Source organism: Paraburkholderia sp. PGU19, from assembly GCF_013426915.1.
In the GTDB taxonomy this organism is placed as follows: domain Bacteria; phylum Pseudomonadota; class Gammaproteobacteria; order Burkholderiales; family Burkholderiaceae; genus Paraburkholderia.
The window spans coordinates 324,291-349,900 of sequence record NZ_AP023179.1 but is presented as its reverse complement, the minus strand read 5'-3'; the positions used below and the strand labels follow the sequence as shown (position 1 = coordinate 349,900).

The window sequence follows — 25,610 nt, the reverse complement described above, 5'->3', positions numbered from 1 at the left end:
GATCGACAGCAATTTGCCGTCGCAGGAAAACACGAGGAAACATCGCTATGGATTACGCAACCCTCAAAGTGATCTGGTGGGTGCTCATCGGCGCGCTGCTGATCGGCTTCGCACTCACCGACGGCTTCGATATGGGCGCAGCGATCCTGCTGCCGTTCATTGGCAAGACGGATGGGGAGCGGCGCATCGTCGTCAACACCGTCGGCGCGACGTGGGAGGGCAACCAGGTCTGGCTGATCACCGCCGGCGGCGCGATGTTCGCCGCGTGGCCGCTGGTGTATGCCGCGTCGTTCTCAGGCTTTTACTTCGCGATGCTGCTCGTGCTGTTCGCGCTGTTCTTCCGCCCGGTCGGCTTCGACTATCGCGGCAAGCGCGATGATCCGCGCTGGCGCAATGCGTGGGACTGGGCGCTGTTCGTCGGCGGCTTCGTGCCGGCTCTGGTGTTCGGCGTCGCGTTCGGCAATCTGTTGCAAGGCGTGCCGTTCCAGTTCGATCAGGATCTGCGCGTCACCTATCACGGCAGCTTCTTCGAGTTGCTCAATCCGTTCGCGCTATTGTGTGGCGTGGTGAGCGTGTCGATGCTCACCGCGCACGGCGCGGCGTTCGTCAAGATGAAGTCGGATGGCGTCGTCGCGCGGCGCGCATCGATTGCACTGCGCATTGCGTCGCTGGTCGCGGTGGCGCTGTTTCTGATCGGGGGCGTGCTGATCGCGACGCTTATCGGCGGCTATCAGATCACCGAGCCCGCGCCATTCGACACCGTCGCGAATCCGCTGCTGAAAAACGTGATCGGCGCGCCGGGTCTGTGGCTCACGAACTATGCGATGTATCCGTGGATGGTCGCGGCACCTGTCGCGGGCGTGGTCGGCGGCGTGCTCGCGCTCCTGCTGGCGAGCTCGCGCTTCGAGCGCAGCGCGTTTTTGTCGACGTCGCTGATGGTGATCGGCGTGATCCTGACGGCGGGCTTTTCGATGTTTCCGTTCATCATGCCGTCATCGCTCGATGGACGCAGCAGCCTCACCGTCTGGGATTCGACATCGAGCCAGATGACGCTGCAGATCATGCTGATCGCGGTGATCATCTTTCTGCCGATCGTGCTTATTTACACGAGCTGGGTGTATCGCGTGATGCGCGGCAAGGTGACGGCCGACGCGATCGAACAGAACCATCATTCGATGTACTGACACGCCGCGCGCAAGAGGGGGCGAACCATGTGGTATTTCAGCTGGATTCTCGGTATCGGCCTTGCGCTCGCGCTCGGCATCATCAACGTGATGTGGCTCGAAGCGAACAACGCCGTCGACCCGGACGCTGATCCGGACAAACGGTAAGCGGGTAAACGAAAATCGGCGCCCCGCTGGGCGCCGATTTTCTTTGCCAAAGGCTCAGGCTTAGACGAACGTCAGGCCGTTGCCGTCAGGCGCGTCGACAGTTGCTGCGCGTAACGCTGCGCGTCGTTGCCGACGACGATGTGGAACGTATCCGTCGACACCCACGCGACGCTCAGCGTGTCGAGACGCTGGCGATCGACGGCCGACGCATCGCGCACGACGATACGCAGACGCGTCGCCGCGACGGCCTCGAGCGAAACGACATTGGTCGCGCCGCCGAACACGGCGAGCCAACGCAGCGGGTCCGGATCGAGCGGGCCGTTGCCCGTTGCCGCAGCGGGAGCCGAAGCGGCAGCAGCCGGCTTGGCCGACACAGCAGCAGGCGAAACAGCCACCGCACCGCCGCTCGCGATCGTCGTACGGATTTCGTCGGCGATCATGTCCGCTTCCGGTCCGATGATCACCTGCACGTTGCCGCCGCCGCGCTTCAACACACCACGCGCGCCGATCGACTTCAGCTCGTTCTCCGACACCTTCTCCGAATCCACCACCGACAGACGCAGACGCGTCGTGCAAGCATCGACCACCGACAGATTCGCCGCACCGCCCAGCGCCGCGATATAGCGCTGCGCGCGCGTGCCCGACGCTGCCGCCGCACCTTCGACAGGCGCCACGTAACCAGCAGACGCATACGACTCGTTGGCCACTTCCGGCGTCTCCGCCTCACGGCCCGGCGTCGCCATGTTGAACTTGCGGATGAAGAAGCGGAACAGACCGTAGTAGACGATGGAGTACGCGATGCCGATGGGAATCGCTTCCCAGCCCTTCGTCGACAGGCCGTAGTTCAGCACGTAGTCGATCGCACCCGCCGAGAACGTGAAGCCGAGCTTGATGCCGAGCGCCGAGCAGATCGCGAGCGACAGACCCGTCAGCACCGCGTGGATCGCGTACAGCACAGGCGCGAGGAACATGAAGCTGAATTCGATCGGCTCCGTCACGCCCGTCAGGAACGACGTCAGCGCCATCGAGAACAGCAGGCCGCCGACCATGGCGCGGCGCTCCTTCGGCGCCTCATGGAACATCGCGAGACACGCTGCAGGCAGACCGAACATCATGACCGGGAAGAAGCCCGTCATGAACGTGCCCGCCGTCGGATCGCCCGCGAAGAAGCGGTGCAGATCGCCCGTTACAGCGGCGCCGCCCGGCGGCGTGAACGAGCCGAACACGAACCACGCGAGCGAGTTCAGAATGTGATGCAGACCCGTCACCAGCAGCAGACGGTTCAGCAGGCCGAACACGAACGCGCCGACTGCGCCCGCCGTCGTCAGCCAGTGGCCGGCCGCGTCGATAGCCGCCTGAACGGGCGCCCACGCGTAGCCGAACACGATACCTAACACCAGACACGCCACCCCCGTGACAATCGGCACGAAGCGCTTGCCTCCGAAGAACGCGAGGTAGTCGGGAAGCTTGATGTCCTTGTACTTGTTGTACAGCATCCCCGCGACGATACCGGCGATGATCCCCGACAGCACGCCCATGTTGAGCTTGTCGTTGATGTCCTTCATCACGGCCACTTCGATCAGATAACCGATCGCGCCCGCCAGCGCCGCAACGCCGTTATTGTCCTTCGCGAAGCCGACAGCGACGCCGATCGCGAACAGAAGCGGCAGGTTGTCGAAGATCGCGCCGCCCGCGTCGGCGATCATCTTGATGTTGAATACATCGGGCTGGCCGAGGCGCAGCAACAGGCCGGCGACGGGCAAAACCGCGATCGGCAGCATCAGTGCGCGGCCAAGCCGCTGAATCTTCAGAAACGGATTTCCATCCATTGATACCTCCACTCCTTTGTCTCGTGTAGTTGCGTAATTGCTTTACTTGCTGGTTGAAATGTCGAGCTGACGGATCTGGTTTTTCAGACTGGTTGCGACGCAAGCGCCGTCAGTCTTGCGGCCAGATTTCGCGGCTCAGGGCTCTTACCGCTTGTGCCGATTCGAGCGCCAGAGCGTCCTGGGCGCGCTGACGGCACAACTGATAATCGAGTTTGCGCACGCGCGCCTTGATGCCTGGCACGGATACGGGATCAACGGACAGTTCCGTCACGCCAAGGCCGACGAGCAGCGGCACCGCGAGCGGATCGCCTGCCAGCGCGCCGCACACGCCAACCCACTTGCCGTGCTTGTCGGCGCCCTGCACCGCCGCTGAAACGAGGCGCAGCACGGCCGGATGCAGGCCGTCCGCCTGCGCGGCGAGATCCGGCTGGCAGCGGTCCATGGCGAGCGTGTATTGCGTGAGATCGTTGGTGCCGATCGACAAAAAGTCCGCGTGCTTCGACAGTTGATCGGCGAGCAGCGCCGCCGACGGCACTTCGATCATCACGCCGACTTCGATCTTCTCGGCGCGGCCCGCCTCTGCGGCGAGTTCGTCGATGCGCTTGCGCAGCCGCACGAGTTCGCCCACGTCCGTGACCATCGGCAGCAGAATGCGCACCTTGCCGAGCGGCTGAACCGCGAGCAGGCCGCGCAACTGGTCTTCGAGCAGATCCGGGCGCACCAGCGCGAGACGGATGCCGCGCAGGCCGAGCGCCGGGTTCGGTTCGGGCGCCAGCGTCAGGTAATCGACTTCCTTGTCCGCGCCGACGTCGAGCGTACGGATGATGGCCGTGCGGCCCTTCAGCGCCTCGACGATCGACTGATAGCTCTGGCGATGTTCGTCGACGCTCGGCGCCGCCTGGCGATGGATGAACAGCAGCTCCGTGCGCAGCAGGCCCACGGCGTCTGCGCCGTTATCGACGGCAGTGGTTGCATCGTCGAGTGTCGCGATGTTGGCGGCGACTTCGATCGCGCGGCCGTCGCTGGTGGCGGCGGCTTGCTGCGACGTGCGGCGATTCACTTCGCGCACGCCGGCCAGACGCTCACGCTCATTGCGCGCGCGTTCGACATCGAGTGCGCTCGGCGCGTATTCCAGACGGCCCGCCGTCGCGTCGACCACGACCTGCGTGCCGTCGGCGATTGCGTGCAGCGCGTCGCCCATCGCGACCAGCGCGGGAATGCCCGCCTGACGCGCGATGATCGCCGCATGCGAGGTCGCGCCGCCGCGCGCCATCACGAGTGCCGTGACACGTTTACGATCGAGCGACGACAGATCGGACGGCGTGAATTCGTCCGCGCTCAGCACGGCCTCATCGGGCAGCGAACGCGAAGCCGCGTTCGAGTAACCGAGCGCGCGCAGCACGCGCTTCTCGATATCGCGCAAATCGGCGGCACGTTCGGCGAGCAGCGCATCGCCGACGTTCGACAGCACGCCGATCTGCGCACGGATCGCTTCGCGCCATGCAAAGCCAGCGCTCTTGCCGAGGCTGATCAGATCGCGCGCGGCGTCGATCAGCGTCGGGTCTTCGAGCAGCACGCGATGCACCGCGAAAATGCCCGCTTCGCCATGCGCGCCGCGTTGCGACGCGTCGCGCACGGTCGTGTTCAGTTCGGCGTCGACGGCGGCGATTGCCTTGTCGAGCGCGCGGCTTTCGGCGGCGGACGTGTTGTCCGTAGTCTCCGGCGGATCGATGTCGGCGTCGTCCCAGCGCACGAGCTTGCCGACGGCGATGCCGGGCGCCGCGCACACGCCCGCGAGCGTGTTCGGCGCGAGCGACTCGCCCGTCTTCGGCACAGCCGCGACGGGCGCCGGCGACAGTTGGCGCGCGGGCTTTTCTTCCGCTTCGCCGTGCGCCTCACGCGTCAGTTCGCGCACTACCGCCTCGACGGCCGCACCAGCCTGCGCGCCGATACCGACGATCTCGACCGTCGCGCCCTGCCCCGCGCCCAAACCGAGCAAGCCAACGACGCTTTCGATCGCCGCCTTCTTGCCTTCAAAACGCACTTCGACGCGCGCATCGAGACCGCGCGCCACTTCGCGCGCCCGTGCTGCGGGACGCGCATGCAGACCGCCAGCATGTTCGAGCACGATCGTCTGGCGCGCTTCTTCGCTCACGCTCGACGCTTCGCGCGATGCCGCCACGGCCGCACCGTCGCGCACACGCAGCGTGAGGAGCGGCGACTGGCCTGCCTTGAGTACGCCATCAGCCGCGGCCCGCTCGACGATCTCGAACGCATCCGAGTTCGCAATCGCGATCACCGAAACAAGACTCGGCGCACTGCGCGCAACGGCATCCTGATCGAACTCAATCAGCACGTCGCCCGCACGCACGGTCGCGCCCTGCTCGATCAGCGGCGCAAAGCCCTTGCCGTTCAGCTCGACCGTGTCGATACCAATATGCAGCAGGATTTCGGCGCCTTCCGCCGTCGTGATCGTGACGGCGTGGCCGGTGCGCGCCAGATGCATCACGACGCCGTCGCATGGCGCCACGAGCTTGCCTTCCAGCGGATCGATACCGATGCCGTCGCCGAACATGCCGCCCGAAAACACCGGGTCGGGCACCTTCGCGAGCGGGACGACGGGACCCGTCATCGGCGCGAGCAGGACAATATGGCCTTCGGAATGGCTCTTCAAACGGGACTCCTCGACACGTCGCATCTGCATCTCTCGATCAATGAGTTTCGGTGACTTTCATCAGATGGCGCGGCGCATCAGGATTGCGTCCGCGAGCGGCGGCGAGGCCGGCAGCCATCACATAGAAAGAAAGGATTGCGGCAATCGGATCGAGCGCCGCGTGCGCTGTCGATACGAGCGGCAAGGTGGATTCGGGTACATCGGCTGGATCGGCGGCGAGAAGCACGCGCGCGCCGCGCGCCTGCATGTCTCGTGCGAGTTGCAACAGGCCCGCCTGCTCCGGTCCGCGCGGGGCGAACACGAGCAGCGGATAGTCGCGGTCGATCAGTTCCATCGGACCGTGACGCACTTCTGCGCTCGAAAACGCTTCGGCCTGAATGCCCGACGTTTCCTTCAGCTTCAACGCCGCTTCCTGCGCGATCGCGAGGCCGAGACCACGGCCGATCACGATCATGCGTTCGGCGTCGCGCAGTTCATCGACGGCCTTCGACCAGTCGAGCGCGCCCGCACGGCGCAGTGCGTCTGGCAGTGACTTCAAGCCGTCGAGCAGCGCTTCGTCCTTCTGCCAATGCGCGACGAGTTGCGCCGACACCGACAGCATTGCGATATAGCTCTTGGTTGCCGCGACGCTCAGTTCGGGACCGGCAAGCAGCGGCAGATAAAACTCGCACGCGTCTTCGAGCGGCGAGCCGGGCACGTTGACGGCGGCCACGGTCAGCGCACCCGCTTCGCGCAGTGCCCGCATCGTGCCGACCAGATCGGGGCTCTTGCCCGATTGCGAGAAGCCGAGCGCAAGCTGATTGCGCACCTGCAGCGGCGCTTGTTGAAGGGTCGCGACCGACATCGGCAGCGACGCGACGGGCAAGCCGACGCGGCTCATCGTCAGCGAGGCGAAGTAACTCGCCGCGTGATCCGAGCTGCCGCGCGCGACCGTCAGCGCGACATGACGCGGCTCCTGTGCGAGACGGGCCGCGAGCGCTTCCACGCGCGACGTATCGTTGAGTTGCGCGGCGACCACGTCAGCGGACGCCAGCGCCTCTTTAAGCATATTCGACAATCGATTCTCCTTCGACGTAAGTCGCCGTCAACGCCAGTTCGCGATCGAACACGACGATGTCTGCCCACGCGCCGCGCGCGAGACGGCCGCGGTCTTCGAGACCGAGATAGTCGGCGGCGTAGCGGGACATACGGTTTGACACATCGGCCATCGGCAGGCCGAGCGATACGAGGTTGCGCAGCGCCTGATCCATCGTCAGCGTGCTGCCTGCGAGCGTGCCGTCGGCAAGGCGCACGCCGCCGAGGCACTTCGTCACGTGCTGGCTGCCGAGGCGATATTCGCCGTCAGGCATGCCCGTCGCCGACGTGCTGTCCGTCACCACGTAGAGACGCGGAATCGCGCGCATCGCTGCGCGGATCGCGCCCGGATGGACGTGCAGCAGGTCGGGAATGATTTCCGCGTATTCGGCATGCGCGAGCGCCGCGCCGACCATCCCCGGATTGCGGTGATGTAGCGGCGACATCGCGTTGAACAGGTGCGTGAAGCTGCGCGCACCATGCTTCATCGCGGCGATGGCGTCGTCGTACGTACCGAGCGAGTGGCCAAGCTGCACGCGCACGCCGCGCGCGTTGATCTCGGAGATGATGTCCATGTGGCCGGAGATTTCCGGCGCGATCGTGACCACGCGGATGGGAGCGATCGACAGATACTTCAGCACTTCGTCGAGCACGGCCGACACGGCCGCGTCAGGTTGCGCGCCGAGCTTGCCGGGATTGATGTACGGACCTTCGAGGTGCACGCCGAGCACGCGCGCGCCGCCCGGCACGCGGTTCTTCGCGACGTCGCCGAGACCCGCGACGACGGCCATCAGCTCGTCGCGCGGCGCCGTCATCGTGGTGGCCAGCAGGCTCGTCGTGCCGAAGCGCGCATGCGTACGCGTGATCGTCTCGATCGCGTTGCCCGCTTCCATCACGTCGGCGCCGCCACCGCCATGCACGTGCAGGTCGATGAAGCCGGGCAGGATGTACGGCGCGTCGTTGGTCGACGGATCGGCGGCGTTGCCCGTGATGGCTGTGATACGGCCGTTTGCGGATTCGATCGTGCCGTGGATCCAGCCTTCGGGGTGAGTATGTTTCCGGTCAGCATGAGTCTCTCTGATGTTGCGTTATGCAGTGCGTGACTGATTCGCGCCGCGTGCGTTCCGTTTGTCTGCCGTCGCGCCTGTCAGCGCGCCAGGTCACAGCCGCAGTTCAGCGACGAAGTCGTAGTAGTCGTCCCGGCAATAGGTATCGGTGAGTTCGATGGCGCGCTGATCCGCGCTGTAGCCCACGCGCGTGATCAGCAACAGCGCGCTGCCTTGTTCGATGTCCATCAGCGTCGAGATTTCGCTCGACGCGTTGACGGCGCGAAAGTGCTGCAGCGCGCGAACGACGGGCAAGCCGCGCTGTTCGAGGTAGCTGTAGAGCGAGCCGCCGATGGCCTGCGGATCGGACACGATCGACACGGGCAACGACGAATGCTCGACCGCCATCACGATGCCGTCGGCGCGGCGCAAACGGCGCAGGCTCGCGACGGACGCGCCCGGCGAGAGACCCAGATGCACGATCTCGTCGCGCGTCGCGCTGCGGACCTCGCGTTCGAGCCATATCGAATCCGGACGGAAGCCACGCTGCTCCATCTTCTTGGTGAAGCCGGTGAGACGCGACAGCGGATCTTCGACGCGCGGCGTGATGAAGCTGCCGGCGCCGCGCGCGCGCCGGATCAAGCCTTGCTCGACCAGCAGCGCAATCGCCTTGCGCGCCGTGATACGCGACACGCCGATCGCATCGGACAACGAGCGCTCCGACGGCAGTGCCTCACCCGCCGACCACACGCCGCAATGGATCGCCGTCGCCAGATTGCGGGCGAGCTGCAAGTAGAGCGGCGTGACGTTGTGGACGTCAGGTGTCAGTGCGGACCAACGGGTTTCCATATGGCTCGGTCGGGGATCGTGAGGAGACTGGACTGCTCGGCCTGCGAAATTGGAGCCCATTATATAACCACCATAATACCAGTCAACGAGGTGGTATCAAGCTGGTCTACATCAAGCAAACCCTTGTCTGATAAGGAATTCCGGGAATTAAGCGGTTTCCAACTGACAGACCACTGGCATTAGGGCATTCCCGTATCTGAGACCAGTTGTCCAACTGGTCCGCACGAATCGTCTGTCAAGTTACGTGCGTTAACCCGCAAATGTCATACCTCTTTATTAACGATCTGGTGCAAACTTCGAAATTCGCGAGCGATCACTCGATGGAAACAACATAGCTTGGTGAACCGAATGACAGGCCAATACGGGGAGCGGAAACGGTGAACGATCCCGCTATAGTCCGGGCGGAAGCCGTCCGCCATTTCAATCGTTTTTATACGCAGCACATTGGGGCGCTGCACGAACATCTGCAGAAAAGCCCGTATTCGCTGACCGAGGTGCGCGTCATGCACGAGCTGTCGCGCAGCGAGCACCAGACGGCGGCGGCGCTTGCGCGCAATCTCGGCATCGACAGCGGCTATCTGAGCCGGCTGCTGTCGAGCTTCGAGCGGCGCAACCTGATTTCGCGGCGGACGTCGGAGATCGACGCGCGCCAGTCGCTCGTCTCGTTGACCGAGGCGGGACTTGCCGCGTATCAGCCGCTCGACGCCGCCGCCCTCGACGAGGTCGGCGCCGTGCTCGCGCGGCTCGCGCCGCATTCGCAGGATCAACTGATCCACGCGATGAAGCTGATCGAGCGCCTGCTCGACGAGCGGCCGCGGCATAGCATCGTCACGCTGCGCGCGCCGCGTGCGGGCGAATACGGTTGGCTGGTTTCGCGCCAGGCGCAGCTGTTCGCATATGGCCATGGCTGGGATCACACGTTCGAAGCGCTGCTCGCGCAGCAGGCTGCGCGCTTCGCGCAGGGTCACGACACGTTGCGCGAAATCTGCTGGGTCGCGGAACAGGATGGCTTGATCGTCGGTTCGGCGCTCGTCGCGGCGGCATCCGACATGCAGGCGAGTGTGCGTATGCTGTATGTCGAACCGGACGCGCGGAGGCTCGGCATCGGCACGCAATTGATCAACGAATGCGTGCGCTTCGCGAAGCGCACGGGATATCGGACGCTCTCCGTCGAAAGCGAGAGTTCGCTCGACGACGCGCGGCGGCTCGTTACGCAGGCTGGCTTTGCGCTGATATCGACGGCAGCGGAATGGCGCTTCGGGCGCGATCTCGTCATCGAGCAATGGGAGCGCGCACTATAGCGGCAGCGTCTCGTGCCTTTGCGGCGCGCATAAAAAAAGCGCCACGGTTTCCCGTGGCGCTTTTCTTTCACATCATGCGATCAGGCTGCGTCGCTTAGAACGACGGCACGACAGAACCCTTGAACTCTGTCTTGATGAACTGGCGCACGTCTTCCGACTGATACGCCGCGACCAGCTTCTTCACCCACGGCTGATCCTTGTCCTTGATGCGCACGGCGATCAGGTTCGCGTACGGGCTGTGCACGTCTTCGAGCGCGATTGCATCTTTGGTCGGCTGCAGGCCGGCTGCCAGCGCAAAGTTCGTGTTGATCGCAGCAGCGTCGACGTCGGAGAGCGAACGCGGCAATTGCGCTGCGTCCAGTTCGATCAGCTTCACCTTCTTCGGATTGTCGGCGACATCGAGCGGCGTCGCATTGCTGCCGTTCGTGCCCGCGCCCGCCTTCAGCTTGATCACGCCTTGCGACTGCAACAGCAGCAGCGCGCGATTTTCATTCGACGGATCGTTTGGCACCGCGACCTTTGCGCCTTGCGGCAGATCCTTCAGCGACTTCAGCTTCTTCGAATAGACGCCGAGCGGCGAGATGTAGGTCAGGCCGGCGTTGACAATCTTGTAGCCGCGCTGCTTGATCTGACTGTCGAGATACGGCTGATGCTGGAAGCTGTTCGCGTCGAGGTCGCCTGCGTCGAGCGCGGCGTTCGGCTGCACGTAATCGTTGAACTCGATGACTTTCACGTTCAGCCCTTCGCGCTTCGCGACCTTCTGTACTACCGACCAGATTTGCGCGTCGGGGCCGCTGATCGTGCCTACCTTGATGACCTTGTCGTCGGCGCGTGCGCCGAAGCTTGTGACGAGCGCCGCCGAAGCGAGCGCTGCGGAAAAGACCTTGATGAGTGTTCTGCGCTGCATGTGATTCTCTCTTGACTGCCTTGTTTCGGATTCGCCTTCGACAGCGGGCACATTGACATCGCCCGCGAAGTGTCGAGCCCTAAATCGTCTCACAGGCGCGCGTCGATGGGAAATACAGGGTTCGCATATGGGTATGCACGTTGTCCCGCGCGGCTTTGTCACGGGGTTGCATGGCGTGCCCCGCCGCGCACGGCGCTTTAGGAGTCGTCCTATATAAGCATGCGCGCCGCTTTTTTAAGATAAGCCTGCCTTTCAGACCCAATCGATTCGTCGGACGCATCTCACCCTGCCTTCGTTGCCGACACTTCACTCACGACTCAAACGAGAAACACATGTCATATCCCGCTCGCCCCATCGCCTTCGTTCTCGCCTCGACCAATCACGGCAACATGATCGTTAACCGGAACGATTTCGCTATTAGTCCCGATGGCGGAATGTATGGCGTCGGCTTTCAGTTGCTCACGGCGTCTCAATTCGATCTCAACGAAATCAAACTTGCACTCCTGATTCTCGACCTGCGCCGCCGCCATTTCGGCGACGGAGTGCTCGCGATCGACGGCGGAGCGAACGTCGGTGTGCATACGATCGAATGGTCGCGGCATATGTACGGATGGGGCGAGGTGCATTCGTTCGAAGCGCAGGAAGCTGTGTATTACGCGCTGGCGGGCAACATCGCGCTCAACAACTGCATGAACGTGCGAGCAAGGCTGGCAGCGCTGGGCGAAACCTGCGGAGAGATGATCGTGCCGCGGCCGGACTATACGCGGCCTGCAAGCTTCGGCAGTCTGGAACTGCGTCAACGCGAGAATACGGAGGCAATTGGGCAGCCGATCTCTTACGACGCGCAGGACGGCGTCAAGGTGCCCGTGATCGATCTGCCCTCTTTGAATCTCGACCGACTGGACTTTTTGAAGCTCGACGTCGAAGGGATGGAACTCGACGTCTTGCGCGGGGCACGCCCCGTGCTCGAACGACACCGCCCCGTCATGCTGATTGAAATGATCAAGTCTGATCGCGACGCGATTCAGACTTTTCTAACTGAACTCGGTTATCGTCAGTTCGACTATGGAATTGATCAACTGGCGATCCACGAATCCGACCCGACCTTGCAGCACATCCATCAAACCGAGAACGGACTCGTTCTCGGTTGAGAAGCCGTTAGAAGGTAGTCCAATCGTCATCGGATAACGACGCCTTTACCGGACGCGGCGACGCGTCCGTCTTCACGGCCGGCCTCGCGACCTCGCGCGCGCCGAGGTCCGCTTTCGTCGCCGTCGCGGCTGCGGCGGCTGCCGGCTTCGCGACTGGCTTGGCCGCTGCATTCACGACCTTCTTCGCTGCCACGGGAACCGTCTTCGCAACGGCCATCGGCTCACCGCCATTTACCCGGAATGTACCGATCGTCTGACGCAGACGGGTCGCCTGATCCTGCAGCGATGCAGCCGCCGCCGCGGCCTGCTCGACCAGCGCCGCGTTCTGCTGCGTGACCTCGTCCATCTGCGTGACGGCACGTCCCACCTGCGAAATGCCGCTGCTCTGCTCTTCCGACGCCGCCGCGATTTCGCCCATGATGTCCGTCACGCGGCGCACTGCCTGCATGATCTCGCTCATCGTCGTGCCCGCCTGCTCGACGAGCGTGTAGCCGTTGTTGACGCGCTCCACCGATGCGCCGATCAGCTGCTTGATTTCCTTCGCCGCCGTCGCCGAACGTTGCGCAAGGCTGCGCACTTCCCCCGCGACGACCGCGAAGCCGCGGCCCTGTTCGCCCGCGCGCGCCGCTTCGACGGCCGCGTTCAGCGCGAGAATGTTCGTCTGGAACGCGATGCCCTCGATCACACCGATGATGTCGGAGATTTGCCGCGAACTGTCGTTGATCTCCGTCATCGTGCTGATCACGCGATTCACGACCTCGTTGCCCTTCGTCGCGATGTCCGACGCGTTGTTCGCGAGGCCGCTCGCCTGGCGCGCGTTGTCGGCGTTCTGCTTGACGGTCGCCGTCAGCTCTTCCATGCTCGCCGCCGTTTCCTGCAGTGACGCCGCCTGCTGTTCGGTGCGCTGCGACAGATCGCCGTTGCCCGCCGCGATCTCCTGCGTCGCCGACGCAATCGATTCCGCCGACTGGCGAATCTCGCCGATCGCGCGCTGCAAGCGGCTTTGCATCTCGTTCATTGCGGCCATCATGCTCGACGAATCGTTCGCGCGCAGGGACACGATCTGCGTGAGGTCGCCCGTCGCGATACGCGCCGCGAGCCTGGCGGCATCCTGCGGCTCGCCGCCGAGGCTGCCGCGCACATTGCGGATGATCAGCAGCATCGCGAACGAAATTCCCGCGCCGATCACCAGCACCACGATGAAATGCTCGATCAGGTTCGCGTAGTAAGCGGTATCGATGTCGCGCACGAACACGCCGCTGACGATGTTCCAGTCCCACGGCGCGAAATGCACGGCATAGCTGATTTTCGGCACTGCCTCTTCGCTGTGCGGCAGACGTCCTCGATATTCGGCGAAACCTTTGCCCGTCGCCTTCGCCGCGTCGACGATCGACACGTACAGCAGCTTGCCGTCCGGGTCCTTGAAGTCGCCCACCGCTTTGCCGTTCATTTGCGGCAAGGTCGGATGCATCAGCACGACGGGCTTCGAATCCATCACGAACAGATAACCGGACTCGCCGTAGCGCATCGTCGCGAGACGCGCGAGCGCTTCGCGCTGCGCATCGGCCTCGCTCATCTTGCCGGCCTGCGCGAGCGCGTAGTAGCCGCTTACGACGCCTTGCGCGGCATCGACGAGATTCACCATGCCTGCCTTGCGTTCGTCGAGCATTGTCGAGCGGGTTTCCACCGCGCTCCACAATCCGACGCCCAGCAAGCCCAGCCATACGAGCACAAGCGATAACCACAGCTTGCGGTTCAGACTCATCCTACTCATTGTGTTGGTCTCTTGTGGTGTGGTCACATCTTTGGCAAATCTGCGGCGCCCGCTTAAGACAGAATGGGCGCAAACGATTGCTCTCTTGGATAACGGCAGATCGATGCGCCGACTTGAGGCGGCCCGTCAGTCACGCCCGGCACGGTGTCAGCCGATAATGGCGGGATGCGGCGCCTGCGCGCGCCGTCCGCCTCTTCCCCATTTGCGAGGTTTTTTATGTATGTCGTCTCCCTCAGTTACACGGCATCGCTCGATCGTGTCGACGATGCGCTGGAAGCGCACCGCGCGTTCCTGACGCGTCAGTTCGACGCGGGCGTGTTCATCATGGCAGGGCCGAAGGTGCCGCGTGACGGCGGCGTGATCATCGCGGCGGGTATCGAACGATCGAGACTCGACGAGATTCTCGCGAGCGATCCATTTGCGCAGCAGAAAGTGGCGCGCTATGACGTGACGGAGTTCAAGGCGACGCGGATGGCGCCAGGGATGAATCTGAAAGCGCCCGAGTGAATTGGGGCTTAGAAAATGAAAAAGGCTGCACGTCGTCGTGCAGCCTTTGTCATTTCGAGGTGCGACTTTCGCGCCGCTCGCTCAGCCGAGCAACAGCTTCAGATCGTGCACCCACGGCGATGCGCCCTGCCCGTCACGCGCGAAAAGACGCAGCTTGCCGTCGGTATCGAACACGTAGCTCGCGGCCGTGTGATCCATCGTGTAGCTGTCGGGCGTCTTGCCCGGCACCTTCGCGTAGTAGACGCGGAAGTCCTTCGTCACCTTCGTCAGCTGCTCCTGATCGGCAGGGCGCAGGCCGACGAACGTCGGATTGAACGCGGGCACGTACTGCGACATCAGTTCTGGCGTATCGCGCTCGGGATCGACGGTGACGAACAGCACCTGCACGCGCTTCGCGTCTTCGGGGCCGAGTTGCTGGAGCGCCTGCGAAAGCTCGGCCATCGTCGTCGGGCAGACGTCGGGGCAATGCGTATAGCCGAAGAACATCACGACGACCTTGCCTTTGTAGTCGGCAAGCGAGCGCATCTTGCCGCTCGTATCGGGCAACGAAAAGTCTGCGCCGAACTGCTTGTTTCCCGTGATATCGACGTTCGTGAACGCGGGCTGTTCCTTCCCGCATCCCGACATCAGCGCCGCGCCGCCTAGCGCGCACGCGACGAGAGCAACGCGCGCCGCGCGCGCGAACCGTTTAGTGAGCATGGTGTTACGCGCCGATCAAGGCACGCGCATAGTGGTCGATCAACAGCGCCGCAAACAGCAGCGACAGATAAACGATCGAATAACGGAAGGTTTTACGCGCGAGGTCGTCGGAATATTCCCGATAAATCTTCCACGCATACGCGAGGAACACGGCACCCAACAGAACCGCCGACGCCAGATACACGACTCCGCTCATGCCCGAGATAAACGGCATCATCGTGACCGCGAACAGAATGACGGTGTACAGCAAGATATGCAGACGCGTGTACTGCTCGCCGTGGGTGATGGGCAGCATCGGCAGGCCGGCGTTTTCGTAGTCCTTGCGGCGATACAGCGCGAGCGCCCAGAAATGCGGCGGCGTCCAGACGAAGATGATCAGCACGAGAATCCACGCGTCGCCGGGCACAGCGCCCGTCACGGCCGCCCAGCCGAGCGCCGGCGGCATCGCACCCGATGCGCCGCCGATCACGATGTTCTGCGGGGTATAAGGCTTGAGCAAGAGCGTGTAGACGATCGCGTAGCCGACGAAGGTGGCGATGGTGAGCCACATGGTCAGCGCGTTGGTGAACGTGTAGAGCGTCCACATGCCAAGGCCGCCGAGCGCGGCCGAGAACAGCAGAATCTGCGACGTGGTGATCTCGCCGCGCGCCGAAGGACGCCACGCGGTGCGGCGCATCTTCGCGTCGACTTTCTGCTCGACGAGACAGTTGATAGCGAACGCAGCGCCCGCCAGCAACCAGATGCCGACTGCGCCGCCGATCAGCACCGTCCACGGCACCATGCCGGGCGTGGCCAGGAACATACCGATTACTGCGCAAAACACGGCGAGCTGCGTGACACGCGGCTTCGTCAGCGCAATGTATTGAGAAATCCGGCTACCGGGCGAATGGGGGAGAGTCGTGCTGTCCATGTGGGTCACGCTGGCGCGGCGTCGCGCGCGGGAACCATGGCGCGGCCGGGACGGCTATAAGCGATTCGAAAGTTTAACATAACGAGCAACAGCAGCAGGATCGCGGCCCCGCCGTTATGGGCGACGGCAATGGGCAACGGCCATTGCAAAACGATGTTCGACAGGCCCGTGATGAACTGGATCACGATCACGAGCAGCACGCCGTTCGCGGGCCGCCGCAGCGACTCGAAGCGGCGCATTTTCAGCGCGAACCACAGCAGATACGCAACCACGACAAAGGCGAAGGTGCGATGCGTCCAGTGGATCGCGACGAGCGCGTCCTGCGTGATGACGTCGCCGTCGCCCGTCATGCCGAGCGCGCGCCACAGATGGAAGCCGTGCTCGAAGTCCATCGGCGGAAGCCACTGACCGTTGCAGGTCGGGAAATCGGTGCAGGCGAGCACCGCGTAGTTCGTGCTGACCCAGCCGCCGAGCGCGATTTGCACGATCAGCAGCGCGAGGCCGAACACGGCGGCAACACGCCACTGCGACGCTTCCGGCTCATAGGCGGGCAGTGGCGTCTGACGCGCGGCAAGCCAGCCGAGCGTGCCGAGCAGCGCGAGCCCGAGCAACAGATGAATCGTCACGATCACGGGTTGGAGCTTCATCGTCACGGTCCATGCGCCGAACGCGCCCTGCACGAGGATCAGCAGCAGCAGCGACGTCGGCCACCACGGCGATACGTGCAGCGGACGGCGCTTGATGCGCGCGACCCACGCGATAACCGTCTGCGCGACGATCAGCACGCCGATCGCCATCGCGAAGTAGCGGTGAACCATCTCGATCCATGCCTTCGTCATGCTGACGGGGCCCGACGGCATCGCGTGATACGCGGCATTGATCGCCGCGTGTGCGATGAACGGCGACGACGTGCCATAGCAGCCCGGCCAATCCGGACAGCCAAGCCCAGAATCGGTCAGGCGTGTAAAGCCGCCGAACATCACGAGGTCCAGCGTCAGGAAGGTCGTGACCCAGACCAGCTTGCGAAACTTGTTGTCGTCGGCTTTCACCCACACGTACGACAGCGGCAGCAGCGCAATGCACAGCCCGATCAGTCCCAGTTGCAATACGAACATCTATCTTTCCTTCTCTCGCCACCCGGCGAGTTTCAACGTGCTCGCGGCACTTTAGCCGATACCCGAATTTCTGAGCAGTTTCGTGACATCACCCTTGATCTTGCTCGGGTTTGCGTCTTTCGGGAAACGCATCATCAGGTTGCCGTTCGGGTCGACCATGTAGATGTGATCGGAGACCTGCGTGCCTTCGTCGGCGGGCAGCCATGCGCTCACTTCCTTCGGATCGGCGATCAGCATCTCCGTGTCCTTGTACGCGTTATCGACGACGTCGGGCACCTTGCCGGCATCCGTGCGCAGAAACACGTTGACGATGCGCTCGCGCTCGCCCGCCTGGGTCGCGCGCACCTGACGCATGAAATACAGCTTCGTCACACAGGGCTTGTCGCACGCGCTGTTGTCGACGGAAATCAGCAGCCAGCGGCCGCGCAACGACGCGAGCTTCATCGGCTTGCCGTCCTCGCCCGTGACGACGAGCGCGTCGGGGATCGGGCGCTGCGGTTCGATCAGCGTGCCGTAACTCGTCGTACTGCCCTTCGGCTTGATCACGTAGTACGTGAAGTACGAGCCGATAACGGGCGCCGCGCAGACCAACGCGATCAGCAGAAGCGTCCAGCGACCGCGCTGCCACGAGCCTCTGCCGTTCGGTTGACCCGGAGCTTTATTCTGCCCGCCATGTACGGGTTGCTGTCCGGCTTGCTGCGAACGGGGGTTTTGCGTCGACACTCCTGATCCTCTCTTCATGATGGCGATTGCATCACGCCTGTAAGCTGTATCCGAGCAACGCGTGTGGCATCACGCGCGGGGCGCCTGTCCGTTGCTGGCCGCGTCGCCGCCTTCCGGCCCCTTGCTCTCGATTCGATTCGCATTCTTCGCCGCACGCCGGGCCGCATACAGGCCGAAAACCACTGCGGCGGCAGCCATGCCCCACCACTGCGCCATATAGCCGTAGTTGCGTTCGACGCCCGACGTCGGCGCCGGCCAGTCGCGCACGAGTTTGTCGCCGTCGTCGCTGGTCTGCTGGATCACGAACGGCTGCAGCGGCAAGCCCGTCTCCGCCGCGTACGACACGACATCGAGATTCTGGCGAATCGTCTGATGCGCTGCCGAGCCGCCCTCGCCAAGCTCATACGCACGGGTCGCATCGGCGCGCGCGATGCCTTCGATTTCGATCTCACCCTTCGGCGTATCGTACGGCGCGATCGCCGTGCGTTCGTTCACGTTGCGCGGCAGCCAACCGCGATTGACGAGCACCACGCCGCCGTCGCGCAGTTTAAAGGGCATCACGACGTAAAAGCCCGGCTGGTCGTTATACGAGCGATTATCGAGGTATACCACTTGCTGCGGCATAAACTGTCCAACCGCACGCACGCGATGAAACTCGATGTCCTTCAGCGCGACGGACGCAGCGCCAACGGTCTGCGCAGGCGCGTTCTCGAACTGCGTGATCTGCGCCTGCAACGCTTCCTTCTGATGCGCGCGGTCGCGCTGCCAGAAACCGAGCCGCATCGTCACCGCGACGACGATCAGAATCAGCAGCGCCGGTATGAGACGAATCTTCATCGCGCGATTCTGGTCGAGACACGAACCATTGCGTGCGGTGCGATAATGAAATCGTTGCGTTCGCTTTCCTGAATTTCAGTTGGTTCCATGCACATTCTCGTTCCCATCGCGTTCGTCCTGATCATCGCCAGCATGGTGTCCGCGCTGTACTTCATGATGCACGACCGGGGCAAAACGAAGCGTATGGTGTGGTCGCTGGCCACGCGCGTCGGCCTGTCGATTTCGCTGTTCCTGTTCATCCTGTTCGCAAACTGGATGGGCTGGATTCATTCGACGGGCATTCCGTACGGACGTTGACGGCACAGGTGCAGCGCGTTCAGCGATAACCGCACGCGCCGCGCGGTGCGCTAGCCTGACGTGTGCCGCCTGAATTTGACGGCGAAGTATGCCACTTAATTTCGCGCCGATCTGGCAATACACCGTTACGCGATCGGCGAAATCCTCACACCATCGAAGCAAAACGCCGCCCTGACGGGGTCGAGGGCGGCGCTGCCTAAGTCTTTCCGATACAGATCTCACAACTGAACGCGCGACGCTCACAGCACGTCAGGCGCCAACCACTTGCAGGCAGCCTGCTGCGGCTTTCTGCGTCGATATGACGCACAAATCGCGCAGGCTCCGTAGCTTTCGAACGACGCTTACAGCCAGTACACGACGACGTACAGACCCAGCCACACGACGTCGACAAAGTGCCAGTACCACGCCGCGCCTTCGAACGCGAAGTGATGATCGGCGGTGAAATGCCCGCGAATCAGACGAATCATCACGATGGCCAGCATCGTACCGCCGAGGAACACGTGAAAACCGTGGAAACCCGTCAGCAGGAAGAACGTCGAGCCGTATACGCCCGATGCGAGCGTCAGATTCAGTTCGTTGTACGCGTGGAAGTACTCGAAGCCTTGCAGGAACAGGAACGAAACGCCCAGCACCAGCGTGGCTGCGAGCCATGCAATCGCCTTGGTGCGGTGATTGTCGCGCAGCGCGTGGTGCGAGACCGTCAGCGTCGCGCCCGACGACAGCAGCAGCGCCGTGTTGATAGTCGGCACGGGCCACGGCGTCATCGACTTGAAGTGCGACACGAGATCAGCCGGTCCGATATTCGGCCATACCGCCGTGAAATCCGGCCAGATCAGCTTGTAGTCGAGACTGCCGAGCTGATGCATCGCGATCTGGCGCGCATAGAACAGTGCGCCGAAAAACGCGCCGAAGAACATCACTTCCGAAAAGATGAACCAGCTCATGCTCCAGCGGTACGACGCATCGACCTTCTTGCCGTACATCCCGCCTTCCGACTCGGAGATCGCATCGCCGAACCAGTGGTACAGCGTGAAGAGCAACCACAGCAGACCGACCAGCGCCGTGATGGGCGCCCACGGCTCGCCGTTTACCCACGCCGCAAACGATCCGAGCATGACCAGCAGGCCAATCGCAGCGCTGATCGGATGCCGCGACGGGTGCGGTATGAAATAGTACGGGCTCTCGTTTTGACCGCTCATCGTTGATTCTCCACTTCAGTCCAGTTGTTCTGCTTGGTCCGGTTGAATCCGCAGCCGACTGCGCTGCGCCCCGGCTCTATCTCCAACGGCGCGCTGCGTTGCGCCGCCCTGCTCCATCCATTCAGTTCTGCTTCGCTCCAACGCTCGACTAGCCGACCACCACGCGCACGATCAGGATCAACACCCCGATGAAAATCGCCGCGCCGATCAGCGCCGCGATGATCACGTGCAGCGGATTGAGCTGCGTGGCATCCGCTTCCAGATCGCGCCGTTTGCGCACACCGAAAAACGACCACATCACCGCTTTCATCGACTGGCCGAAACTGCTCTTCCTGCCGCGACCGCTATCGTTCATATCCTTGCCTTCTTTGGGCAGGCGTCGTTGGTATGCGTCAGGCCGGGTTCGTTGCTTTCGCTGCACCGTCCGCCGTCTGACCTTGCGTGCTTTGCGCCGAGGGCGCAGGCGCGTTCAGTTCGAAGAACGTGTACGACAGCGTGATCGTCTTCACGTCTTTCGGCAATTTCGGATCGACGACGAACACCACGGGCATCCGCTTCGACTCGTTCGCCTTCAACGTCTGCTGCGTAAAGCAAAAACACTCGATCTTCTTGAAGAACTCCGTGGCCTGCTTCGGCGCGTAGCTCGGAATGGCCTGAGCCTGGATCGTGCGCGCCTGCTGGTTGCTCACGTCGTACATCACCGTGGTCACTTCACCCGGATGCACGTCGATACTGTTCTGCTCCGGCTTGAAACCGAGCGGTCCGCGCGCATTCGCGTCGAACTCGATCGAAATCGTGCGACTCATGTCGACCTGCGTGTTCTTCGCCTCGCGCGCCGTTGCGTCACGCTGCACGAGGTTGTTGATGCCGGTTACCTCGCAGATCGCGCGATACATCGGGATCAACGCAAAGCCGAAGCCGAACATCAACAACGCCACGACGACGAGCTTGAACAGCATCGGACGGTTAAAAGAGCGGTCGGCCCCGGCGGGCGGTTGCGTCGACATCGAACTTCCTCAACAGATCACATGCACAGGCGAGTCCAACTCGTCACGGCAGGTCAGGTCAGGTCATGTCACGAAGCAAACCAGACCTGCTTGACGACGGCACCCAGAAAAAAGACGGCGACGACGGCAAGCAGAATCAGACCGAGTCGCAGATTTCCTGCACGAATTTCTTCAGGCGTACGGCTTTTTTGTGGATTCCGGGTCATGCTGAAGTTTCTTGATGCTGCGTTGCTGCGTGATGATTCGGTCCCGCTTCGGTCCCGCTTCGGTCCAGCCGGTCCGCTCCGGCACTGTTCAGCCGGAGCGGACGTCGAAGACGGCTTATTCGACCGTCGGCGGATTTTCGAACGTGTGGAACGGAGCCGGGCTCGGCACGGTCCATTCGAGGCCCGTTGCGCCATCCCACGGCTTGTCGCCCGCCTGTTCGAGTTCGCCGCCGCCGCGATATGCCGGCAGCGCGACCGCGAACAGGAAGTACACCTGCGCGAGACCGAAGCCAAATGCGCCGATCGTGATGACCTGGTTCCAGTCGGTGAACTGCGCCGGGTAATCGGCATAACGACGCGGCATGCCGGCGAGACCCACGAAGTGCATCGGCAGGAATGCGAGGTTGAAGAAGATCAGCGACGACCAGAAGTGGATCTTGCCGCGCGTCTCGTTGTACATCCAGCCCGTCCACTTCGGCGACCAGTAGTACCAGCCGGAGAACAGGCCGAATAGCGACCCCGCGACCAGCACGTAGTGGAAGTGCGCGACCACGAAGTAAGTGCCGTGATACTGGATGTCGAGCGGCGCCATCGCGAGCATCAGGCCCGTCAGACCGCCGAACGTGAACACGAACAGGAAGCCCACGGCAAACAGCATCGGCGTTTCGAAGGTCAGCGAACCGCGCCACATCGTCGCGACCCAGTTGAACACCTTCACGCCCGTCGGCACGGCGATCAGCATCGTCGCGTACATGAAGAACAGCTGGCCCGTGACGGGCATGCCCGTGGCGAACATGTGGTGCGCCCAGACCATGAACGACAGGATCGCGATCGACGCCGTTGCGTACACCATCGAGCTATAGCCGAACAGCGGCTTGCGCGCGAACGCCGGGATCACCTGCGACACGATCCCGAACGCCGGCAAGATCATGATGTAGACCTCGGGGTGACCGAAGAACCAGAAGATGTGTTGATACATCACCGGGTCGCCGCCGCCTGCCGCGTTGAAGAACGACGTGCCGAAGTGGCGGTCGAACAGCACCATCGTGATCGCGCCAGCCAGCACCGGCATCACGGCGATCAGCAGGTAGGCGGTGATCAGCCACGTCCAGACGAACATCGGCATCTTCATCAGCGTGAGGCCGGGAGCGCGCATGTTCAGGATCGTCACGACGATGTTGATGCCGCCCATGATCGACGATGCACCCATGATGTGGACCGCGAAAATCGCGAAGTCCATGCCCGGGCCCATCTGCGTGGACAGCGGCGCGTACAGCGTCCAGCCGGCGGCAGTCGCGCCGCCCGGCGTGAAGAACGAGCCGACCAGCAGCACGGCAGCGACAGGCAACAGCCAGAAGCTGAAGTTGTTCATCCGTGCGAAGGCCATGTCCGATGCGCCGATCTGCAGCGGAATCATCCAGTTCGCAAAGCCGACGAAGGCCGGCATGATCGCGCCGAACACCATGATCAGGCCGTGCATGGTGGTCAGCTGGTTGAAGAACTCGGGACGCATGATCTGCAGGCCCGGCTCGAACAGCTCGGCGCGGATGCCCAGCGCCATCACGCCCCCGGACAGGAACATGATGAACGAGAACAGCAGGTACAGCGTACCGATGTCCTTGTGGTTGGTGGCGTACAGCCAGCGGCGCCAGCCATGCGGCGTCTCGTGGGCATGATCGCCGTGAACGTGCTCGTGCCCCGCGGCTACATCGTGTCCGATGCTAGACATGACAATCTCCTAAATCTCGAATGCTGCTTTTCTCTGACTGTGACACGTCAGGCCGCTGGGCTAATCTCGACACGGCGTGCTTCCTTCGCGTCCGCACCGCCCGTGATCGTCTCCGGCTTCTTCAAAATAATGTGGTCTTCGGCGATGCCTGCTGCCTTCAGCGCGTCGCGCACGGCTTCGGCACGCGCCTTCGCGAGCTTCGCGTTCTTGTCGGCGGAACCCGTTGCGTCGGTGTAGCCCGACAGCGTGAACTTCGCGTCCGGGTGAGCCTTCGCGTACGCGGCGGCTGCGTCGATCGCGGCTTTTGCGTCGGCGGGCAGCGTGCTCTTGTTCGTTTCGAAGTAGACGCTGGCAGGCAGCGACGCTTGCGGCGCCGATGCCGCTGCGTTGTCCGATGCGCCCGAGGCCGCCGCGGGGGCCGATGCGCCCGCTTCGCCGCTGGCCGCAGCTGCGCCGCTCGCGCCTTCCGCGCCGCTCGCCGCGGCTGCATCCGAGGCGGCAGCCGCCGCCGCGCCCGCCAGGTGATCGCCACCCGCCGGCAGACGGCCGTTGCGTGCATCGGCAACCTGCTTCGGTTGCAGGATGTCGCCCGTGTGGTTGCCCCACGAGTTGCGCTCGAACGTGATGACCGATGCGATCTCGACGTCGTTCAACGTCGGCGCCCACGCCGGCATCGCGTTCTTGCCCTTCAGGACGATGCTCACATGCTCGGCGAGCGGGCCGTTTGCGACCTTGCTGCCGTCGAGCGCCGGGAACGCGCCCGCGCCCTTGCCCGTCGGCTGGTGGCAGACGGCGCAGTTCGCCGCGTACACCTTGCCGCCGCGCTCGGTCAGTTCGGCGAGCGTGTAGTTCTTGTTGGGATCGTCCAGACCGGCGGCCATTTTCTTCTTCTGGTCGTCGACCCACTTCGCGTAGTCGTCGTCCGACAGCACGGTCACGACGACGGGCATGAACGCGTGTTCCTTGCCGCACAGCTCGGTACAGAAACCGCGATACGTGCCCGTCTTCTCCGCCTTGAACCACGTGTCGCGCACGAAGCCGGGAATCGCGTCCTGCTTCACGCCGAACGCGGGCACGTACCACGAGTGCACGACGTCGTTGGCGGTGGTGATGATGCGAATCTTCTTGTTGACGGGAACGACGAGCGGATTGTCGACTTCCTGCAGATAGGTGTCCGTCTTCGGCGTGCGGCCGTCGACTTCGCTACGCGGCGTGGTCAGCGTGGACAGGAAGTTGATGCCTTCGCCCGGGCCCTTCACGTAGTCGTAGGCCCACTTCCACTGATAGCCGGTGACCTTGACGGTGAGATCGGCGTTGGTGGTGTCCTTCATCGCGACGACCGTCTTGGTGGCGGGCAGCGCCATCAGCACGACGATGATGAACGGGACGATCGTCCAGATGATTTCGACGGTGGTGCTTTCGTGGAAATGCGCGGCTTTGTGGCCCTTCGACTTGCGGTGCGCAAACATCGAATAGAACATCACGCCGAACACGCCGATGAAGATCACCGTGCAGAGGATCAGCATGAACGTGTGGAGGCTGTAGAGCTCTTCGGCAATCCTCGTCACGGGCGGCTGGAGATTGATCTCGTTGACGCGTGGGCCGCCAGGACTGTCGCCGATTGCATGGGCCGCACCAGCGAAGAGCAAACTGCTACACGCCAGCACGCCCACGAGGGCTCGCTTGATTGTTTTCATAGCTTCCTTACCCAAAATTTCCATTCAAACCCTCGACCCCGCTGGAAGGCTGCCTCTCGTCTTCTGGAACGGCGCGCGATTCAATACGCAACTTTTTACGCCTGACACTGCCTGAGCCACAGACGCAGTTCGTCGGCGAATTGTGCGCGCCGATATTGCGCAAGGTGCTGCCCGACCGCGACCGTCTCGCCACGCGAAACCAGTCTGACCCGGTCGCGCGGCGTCGCTCCTGGTTCTACCCGCACCCAGCACGGGTTGAATTCGAACTGCGTGAGATGCTCGGCGCTGACCTGTTCGATCACGAGCCGGTTGGGAAACAGCCGGATGCGCTCGTAATCGACAGCATGGCGTGCATAGATTGCAAATGCGACACCGACAGCGAGCAACTCGATACCCGTGAACGGCAACACCAGCCATGCACCGCACAGGACCAGCAGGAATGCTATTAAGAGCGAGAATGCCGCGAGCGAGACATAGAAGAACACGAATTGCCGCGGCGAAGCCGAACAGTTGCGCTTCATCAACCAGTCCTTGAGGACGGGTTCTGACTCAGCCAGCAGATCGGTTGCACTCATCGCTGCCTCCCGCGAACCGCCAGTCACCGCATACCGCCAACGCCATTCATGCCCAGCGCAACTACCGCCACCCGAACCGCAAAGGCCTCGGGCCTGTCGCTCCTATTGTGTGAGCTTTAAGCGACAAACTGACGCATTATAGGGCCGATCCAGGGCATCCACAAGCAACGCTC

General features: G+C 63.0%; 23 protein-coding genes and 2 pseudogenes. 6 read left to right on the top strand and 19 right to left on the bottom strand.

Annotated features, from left to right (window positions below; genetic code table 11):
* Nucleotides 1-47 precede the first annotated feature (47 nt).
* Together cydB and cydX are read left to right on the top strand one after the other, a co-directional pair.
* Nucleotides 48-1,184, top strand: coding sequence for a cytochrome d ubiquinol oxidase subunit II (gene cydB, locus H1204_RS01550; protein WP_180729528.1), 1,137 nt, complete (start codon nucleotides 48-50; stop codon nucleotides 1,182-1,184).
* Between the two features lie 27 nt (nucleotides 1,185-1,211).
* Nucleotides 1,212-1,292, top strand: a pseudogene (cydX, locus tag H1204_RS01545) (cytochrome bd-I oxidase subunit CydX); the annotation flags it as partial.
* Between the two features lie 110 nt (nucleotides 1,293-1,402).
* On the opposite strand, the gene nagE reads toward cydX, so the two are convergent.
* The 5 genes and pseudogenes from nagE to H1204_RS01520 form a co-directional block, all read right to left on the bottom strand.
* Complete coding sequence (gene nagE, locus H1204_RS01540; RefSeq protein ID WP_180729527.1) at nucleotides 1,403-3,160, bottom strand: N-acetylglucosamine-specific PTS transporter subunit IIBC; 1,758 nt, start codon at nucleotides 3,158-3,160, stop codon at nucleotides 1,403-1,405.
* Nucleotides 3,161-3,269: 109 nt separating this feature from the next.
* Nucleotides 3,270-5,858, bottom strand: a complete 2,589-nt coding sequence (gene ptsP, locus H1204_RS01535; protein WP_180729526.1) for a phosphoenolpyruvate--protein phosphotransferase — start codon at nucleotides 5,856-5,858, stop codon at nucleotides 3,270-3,272.
* 13 nt (nucleotides 5,859-5,871) lie between these two features.
* Nucleotides 5,872-6,882 (bottom strand): SIS domain-containing protein, encoded by a 1,011-nt coding sequence (locus H1204_RS01530; RefSeq protein WP_180730834.1) that lies wholly within the window; start codon nucleotides 6,880-6,882, stop codon nucleotides 5,872-5,874.
* Nucleotides 6,875-7,977, bottom strand: a pseudogene (gene nagA / locus H1204_RS01525) (N-acetylglucosamine-6-phosphate deacetylase). Before nagA ends, H1204_RS01530 begins: the two are co-directional and overlap by 8 nt.
* A gap of 91 nt (nucleotides 7,978-8,068) precedes the next feature.
* Complete coding sequence (locus H1204_RS01520; protein ID WP_180729525.1) at nucleotides 8,069-8,803, bottom strand: GntR family transcriptional regulator; 735 nt, start codon at nucleotides 8,801-8,803, stop codon at nucleotides 8,069-8,071.
* A 377-nt stretch (nucleotides 8,804-9,180) separates the two neighbouring features.
* On the opposite strand from H1204_RS01520, the gene H1204_RS01515 reads away from it, so the two are divergent.
* Nucleotides 9,181-10,104: a bifunctional helix-turn-helix transcriptional regulator/GNAT family N-acetyltransferase gene (locus tag H1204_RS01515; RefSeq protein ID WP_180729524.1), complete on the top strand. Its 924-nt coding sequence runs from the start codon at nucleotides 9,181-9,183 to the stop codon at nucleotides 10,102-10,104.
* 94 nt (nucleotides 10,105-10,198) lie between these two features.
* Here the strand turns inward: H1204_RS01515 and H1204_RS01510 are convergent, their stop codons facing one another.
* Nucleotides 10,199-11,011 carry a MetQ/NlpA family lipoprotein gene (locus H1204_RS01510; protein WP_079484196.1) on the bottom strand — a complete coding sequence of 271 codons (813 nt, stop codon included), beginning with the start codon at nucleotides 11,009-11,011 and terminating at the stop codon, nucleotides 10,199-10,201.
* Nucleotides 11,012-11,181: 170 nt separating this feature from the next.
* Here H1204_RS01510 and H1204_RS01505 point away from each other — a divergent pair, with 170 nt between their 5' ends.
* On the top strand, nucleotides 11,182-12,162 hold the full coding sequence (locus H1204_RS01505) for an FkbM family methyltransferase (RefSeq protein WP_243468541.1): 981 nt from the start codon (nucleotides 11,182-11,184) through the stop codon (nucleotides 12,160-12,162).
* Nucleotides 12,163-12,169: 7 nt separating this feature from the next.
* Here H1204_RS01505 and H1204_RS01500 read toward each other — a convergent pair whose 3' ends face one another.
* On the bottom strand, nucleotides 12,170-13,936 hold the full coding sequence (locus tag H1204_RS01500) for a methyl-accepting chemotaxis protein (protein WP_243468540.1): 1,767 nt from the start codon (nucleotides 13,934-13,936) through the stop codon (nucleotides 12,170-12,172).
* Nucleotides 13,937-14,152: 216 nt separating this feature from the next.
* On the opposite strand from H1204_RS01500, the gene H1204_RS01495 reads away from it, so the two are divergent.
* Entirely contained in the window at nucleotides 14,153-14,443 is a 291-nt protein-coding gene (locus H1204_RS01495) for a YciI family protein (protein ID WP_007579663.1), read from the top strand.
* A gap of 81 nt (nucleotides 14,444-14,524) precedes the next feature.
* Here H1204_RS01495 and H1204_RS01490 read toward each other — a convergent pair whose 3' ends face one another.
* The 5 genes from H1204_RS01490 to H1204_RS01470 all read right to left on the bottom strand — a co-directional run bounded on the left by H1204_RS01490 (nucleotide 14,525) and on the right by H1204_RS01470 (nucleotide 18,727).
* On the bottom strand, nucleotides 14,525-15,142 hold the full coding sequence (locus H1204_RS01490) for an SCO family protein (protein WP_180729523.1): 618 nt from the start codon (nucleotides 15,140-15,142) through the stop codon (nucleotides 14,525-14,527).
* A gap of 4 nt (nucleotides 15,143-15,146) precedes the next feature.
* A complete protein-coding gene (cyoE, locus tag H1204_RS01485) occupies nucleotides 15,147-16,052 on the bottom strand; it encodes a heme o synthase (RefSeq protein ID WP_180729522.1) in 906 nt (301 codons plus the stop codon).
* Nucleotides 16,053-16,057: 5 nt separating this feature from the next.
* Nucleotides 16,058-17,167, bottom strand: a complete 1,110-nt coding sequence (locus H1204_RS01480) for a COX15/CtaA family protein (protein WP_180729521.1) — start codon at nucleotides 17,165-17,167, stop codon at nucleotides 16,058-16,060.
* Nucleotides 17,168-17,218: 51 nt separating this feature from the next.
* Nucleotides 17,219-17,890 (bottom strand): cytochrome C oxidase subunit I, encoded by a 672-nt coding sequence (locus H1204_RS01475; RefSeq protein WP_180729520.1) that lies wholly within the window; start codon nucleotides 17,888-17,890, stop codon nucleotides 17,219-17,221.
* 69 nt (nucleotides 17,891-17,959) lie between these two features.
* On the bottom strand, nucleotides 17,960-18,727 hold the full coding sequence (locus tag H1204_RS01470) for an SURF1 family protein (protein WP_180729519.1): 768 nt from the start codon (nucleotides 18,725-18,727) through the stop codon (nucleotides 17,960-17,962).
* An 87-nt stretch (nucleotides 18,728-18,814) separates the two neighbouring features.
* Here H1204_RS01470 and H1204_RS01465 point away from each other — a divergent pair, with 87 nt between their 5' ends.
* Entirely contained in the window at nucleotides 18,815-19,024 is a 210-nt protein-coding gene (locus H1204_RS01465) for a twin transmembrane helix small protein (protein WP_180729518.1), read from the top strand.
* 341 nt (nucleotides 19,025-19,365) lie between these two features.
* Here the strand turns inward: H1204_RS01465 and H1204_RS01460 are convergent, their stop codons facing one another.
* The 7 genes from H1204_RS01460 to H1204_RS01430 form a co-directional block, all read right to left on the bottom strand.
* The gene (locus H1204_RS01460; RefSeq protein WP_180729517.1) at nucleotides 19,366-20,223 is read right to left on the bottom strand and encodes a cytochrome c oxidase subunit 3; all 858 of its coding nucleotides are present in this window, start codon (nucleotides 20,221-20,223) and stop codon (nucleotides 19,366-19,368) included.
* A gap of 148 nt (nucleotides 20,224-20,371) precedes the next feature.
* Nucleotides 20,372-20,578, bottom strand: a complete 207-nt coding sequence (locus H1204_RS01455; RefSeq protein ID WP_007579648.1) for a DUF2970 domain-containing protein — start codon at nucleotides 20,576-20,578, stop codon at nucleotides 20,372-20,374.
* Nucleotides 20,579-20,615: 37 nt separating this feature from the next.
* Nucleotides 20,616-21,230, bottom strand: a complete 615-nt coding sequence (locus tag H1204_RS01450) for a cytochrome c oxidase assembly protein (RefSeq protein ID WP_180729516.1) — start codon at nucleotides 21,228-21,230, stop codon at nucleotides 20,616-20,618.
* Nucleotides 21,231-21,298: 68 nt separating this feature from the next.
* Nucleotides 21,299-21,436, bottom strand: a complete 138-nt coding sequence (locus H1204_RS01445) for a cytochrome oxidase small assembly protein (protein WP_007579644.1) — start codon at nucleotides 21,434-21,436, stop codon at nucleotides 21,299-21,301.
* Nucleotides 21,437-21,551: 115 nt separating this feature from the next.
* Complete coding sequence (gene ctaD, locus H1204_RS01440; protein WP_042306345.1) at nucleotides 21,552-23,165, bottom strand: cytochrome c oxidase subunit I; 1,614 nt, start codon at nucleotides 23,163-23,165, stop codon at nucleotides 21,552-21,554.
* Between the two features lie 47 nt (nucleotides 23,166-23,212).
* Nucleotides 23,213-24,886, bottom strand: coding sequence for a cytochrome c oxidase subunit II (coxB, locus tag H1204_RS01435; RefSeq protein ID WP_180729515.1), 1,674 nt, complete (start codon nucleotides 24,884-24,886; stop codon nucleotides 23,213-23,215).
* A 71-nt stretch (nucleotides 24,887-24,957) separates the two neighbouring features.
* Nucleotides 24,958-25,437, bottom strand: coding sequence for a DUF2244 domain-containing protein (locus H1204_RS01430; protein WP_180729514.1), 480 nt, complete (start codon nucleotides 25,435-25,437; stop codon nucleotides 24,958-24,960).
* Between the last annotated feature and the right edge of the window lie 173 nt (nucleotides 25,438-25,610).